Source organism: Micrococcus sp. Mcc89 (assembly GCF_024519795.1).
In the GTDB taxonomy this organism is placed as follows: Bacteria; Actinomycetota; Actinomycetes; order Actinomycetales; family Micrococcaceae; genus Micrococcus; species Micrococcus luteus.
In genome coordinates this window covers 1-3,606 of record NZ_JALJRI010000041.1, presented here as the reverse complement: position 1 = coordinate 3,606, position 3,606 = coordinate 1, and the positions used below count along the sequence as shown (strand labels likewise).

Annotated in this window: 2 rRNA genes; both read right to left on the bottom strand. The window is 55.7% G+C overall.

The annotated features are described in order from the left end of the window. Positions 1-27: 27 nt before the first annotated feature. Positions 28-144, bottom strand: a 5S ribosomal RNA gene (rrf, locus tag NR072_RS05320). A 192-nt stretch (positions 145-336) separates the two neighbouring features. Next, a 23S ribosomal RNA gene (locus tag NR072_RS05315) occupies positions 337-3,428 on the bottom strand. Positions 3,429-3,606: the final 178 nt, after the last annotated feature.

The following is a 3,606-nucleotide window of genomic DNA, read 5'->3' as shown; positions in this document are numbered from 1 at the left end:
ACAGTGCGAGGCCCTCCCTCAAAGAATGTCCGGCGGCGACCTACTCTCCCACAACCTCCCGGCTGCAGTACCATCGGCGCTGTGGGCCTTAGCTTCCGGGTTCGGAATGGAACCGGGCGTTTCCCCCACGCTATGACCGCCGTAACCCTAACCCCACACCACCACCCTCAACACGGGCAACAGCAGGGAAACCTACGGGTCACACAACAGTGACACTATTCAATTCAAAACACCTCAACCACCCACCAACAAGCAGACAGCCGGTTGCAATCAGACAACCGCACAGTGGACGCGAACACCAACCCATCACCTTGAAGCAAGCAATAGGATAAGAGTGTGTGTAAGTCATCGGCCTATTAGTACTGGTCAGCTTCACGAGTCTTCAGTCCTCGCTTCCACATCCAGCCTATCAACCCAGTGTTCTAGCTGGGGGCCTCACACCCTCAAAGGGGCAAGGAAATCTCATCTCGAAGCCGGCTTCCCGCTTAGATGCTTTCAGCGGTTATCCATCCCGAACGTAGCTAATCAGCCATGCACCTGGCGGTACAACTGACATACCAGAGGTTCGTCCGTCCCGGTCCTCTCGTACTAAGGACAGACCTTCTCAAATTTCCAACGCGCGCAGAGGATAGGGACCGAACTGTCTCACGACGTTCTGAACCCAGCTCGCGTACCGCTTTAATGGGCGAACAGCCCAACCCTTGGGACCTACTCCAGCCCCAGGATGCGACGAGCCGACATCGAGGTGCCAAACCATGCCGTCGATATGGACTCTTGGGCAAGATCAGCCTGTTATCCCCGAGGTACCTTTTATCCGTTGAGCGACGGCCGTTCCACAACGAGCCGCCGGATCACTAGTCCCGACTTTCGTCCCTGCTCGAGCTGCCACTCTCACAGTCAAGCTCCCTTGTGCACTTGCACTCGACACCTGATTGCCAACCAGGCTGAGGGAACCTTTGGGCGCCTCCGTTACATTTTGGGAGGCAACCGCCCCAGTTAAACTACCCATCAGGCACTGTCCCTGACCCGGATCACGGGCCGAAGTTAGATATCCAGAGTGACCAGAGTGGTATTTCAACGGCGACTCCACGAACACTGGCGTGCCCGCTTCACAGTCTCCCACCTATCCTACACAAGTCACACCGAATACCAATACCAAACTATAGTAAAGGTCACGGGGTCTTTCCGTCCTTCTGCGCGTAACGAGCATCTTTACTCGTAATGCAATTTCGCCGAGTTCATGGTTGAGACAGCGGGGAAGTCGTTACTCCATTCGTGCAGGTCGGAACTTACCCGACAAGGAATTTCGCTACCTTAGGATGGTTATAGTTACCACCGCCGTTTACTGGGGCTTAAGTTCTCCGCTTCGCCGAAGCTAACGGGTCCCCTTAACCTTCCAGCACCGGGCAGGAGTCAGTCCATATACATCGTCTTACGACTTCGCATGGACCTGTGTTTTTGATAAACAGTCGCTTCCCCCTGGTCTCTGCGGCCCCGATCCCCTCACACCAGCACGTGGTGCTCAAGGTTGGGGCCCCCCTTCTCCCGAAGTTACGGGGGCATTTTGCCGAGTTCCTTAACCATGATTCTCTCGATCGCCTTAGTATTCTCTACCTGACCACCTGTGTCGGTTTAGGGTACGGGCAGTTTGAACCTCACGCCGATGCTTTTCTAGGCAGCATAGGATCACCGGATCACCCACCAAGTGGGCGCCCATCAGGTCTCAGGCATACAGCCGGCGGATTTACCTACCGGCAGCCCTACACCCTTAGACCAGGTCATTTCCATTGCCCGGCCCGGCTACCTTCCTGCGTCACACCTGTTAATGCGCTTGCCTCCCCGGTTCAGGTCCCGCGCTCCCCACCACCGACCCCGTCAAAGACGGGGTTCGGGATGGTTCGGGCGGTTAGTATCACCGGCTCAGCATGGACGGTTCTTCACTGGTACGGGAATATCAACCCGTTGTCCATCGACTACGCCTGTCGGCCTCGCCTTAGGTCCCGACTTACCCAGGGCAGATTAGCTTGACCCTGGAACCCTTAGTCATCCGGCGGACGGGTTTCTCACCCGTCTTTCGCTACTCATGCCTGCATTCTCACTCGTCCACAATCCACCAGAAGTTACCCGCTGGCTTCACCTCGTGAACGACGCTCCCCTACCCATCCAGCAAAACTGAATGCCACGGTTTCGGCGGTGTACTTGAGCCCCGCTACATTGTCGGCGCGGAATCACTTGACCAGTGAGCTATTACGCACTCTTTCAAGGGTGGCTGCTTCTAAGCCAACCTCCTGGTTGTCTCAGCAACTCCACATCCTTTCCCACTTAGCACACGCTTAGGGGCCTTAACCGGTGGTCTGGGCTGTTTCCCTCTCGACTATGAAGCTTATCCCCCACAGTCTCACTGCCACGCTCTCACTTCCCGGCATTCGGAGTTTGGCTGAAGTCAGTAACCTTGTAGGGCCCATCGTCCATCCAGTAGCTCTACCTCCGGGAAGAAACACGTGACGCTGCACCTAAATGCATTTCGGGGAGAACCAGCTATCACGGAGTTTGATTGGCCTTTCACCCCTACCCACAGCTCATCCCCTCCATTTTCAACTGAAGTGGGTTCGGTCCTCCACGCGCTCTTACACGCGCTTCAACCTGGCCATGGGTAGATCACTCCGCTTCGGGTCTAGGACACGCGACTCAATCGCCCTATTCAGACTCGCTTTCGCTACGGCTTCCCCACACGGGTTAACCTCGCCACGTATCACTAACTCGCAGGCTCATTCTTCAAAAGGCACGCTGTCACCCCACAAGGAGGCTCCAACGGTTTGTAGGCACATGGTTTCAGGTACTATTTCACTCCCCTCCCGGGGTACTTTTCACCATTCCCTCACGGTACTGATCCGCTATCGGTCAACAGGTAGTATTCAGGCTTACCAGGTGGTCCTGGCAGATTCACACGGGATTCCTCGGGCCCCGTGCTACTCGGGCAACCCTCCCACAGCGGCGGAACACATTTCGACTACGGGACTCTCACCCTCTACGGTCCAGCATCCACACTGGTTCGTCTATATGCCCGCACCTCACTGCGCCATGCCGGCAGACATGACAAGGAGGGGCCCACAACACCGCACATGCAACCCCTGCCGGGTATCACACACATACGGTTTAGCCCCATCCGCGTTCGCTCGCCACTACTAACGGAATCACTTTTGTTTTCTCTTCCTGTGGGTACTGAGATGTTTCACTTCCCCACGTTCCCTCCACCCGGTCTATGTGTTCAACCGGGGGTCACACGACACGTCGTGCGGGGTTTCCCCATTCGGAAATCCTGGTCTCAACGTCCGGTTATCGACTCCACCAGGCTTATCGCAGATTCCCACGTCCTTCTTCGGCTCCTGTTGCCAAGGCATCCACCATGCGCCCTTGGAAACTTTCACACACAATGAAAGTCCTCAAATGAGCAATATCTAACTAAGATGTCATTCTCGGCATCACCACACCTCACACACCACCCCAGGGGGAACAGTGCGATCAACGATGCAGCAACAAAAAAATAAGATGCTCGCGTCCACTATGCAGTTCTCAAACAACAACCCACACCCCATCCACCAACCC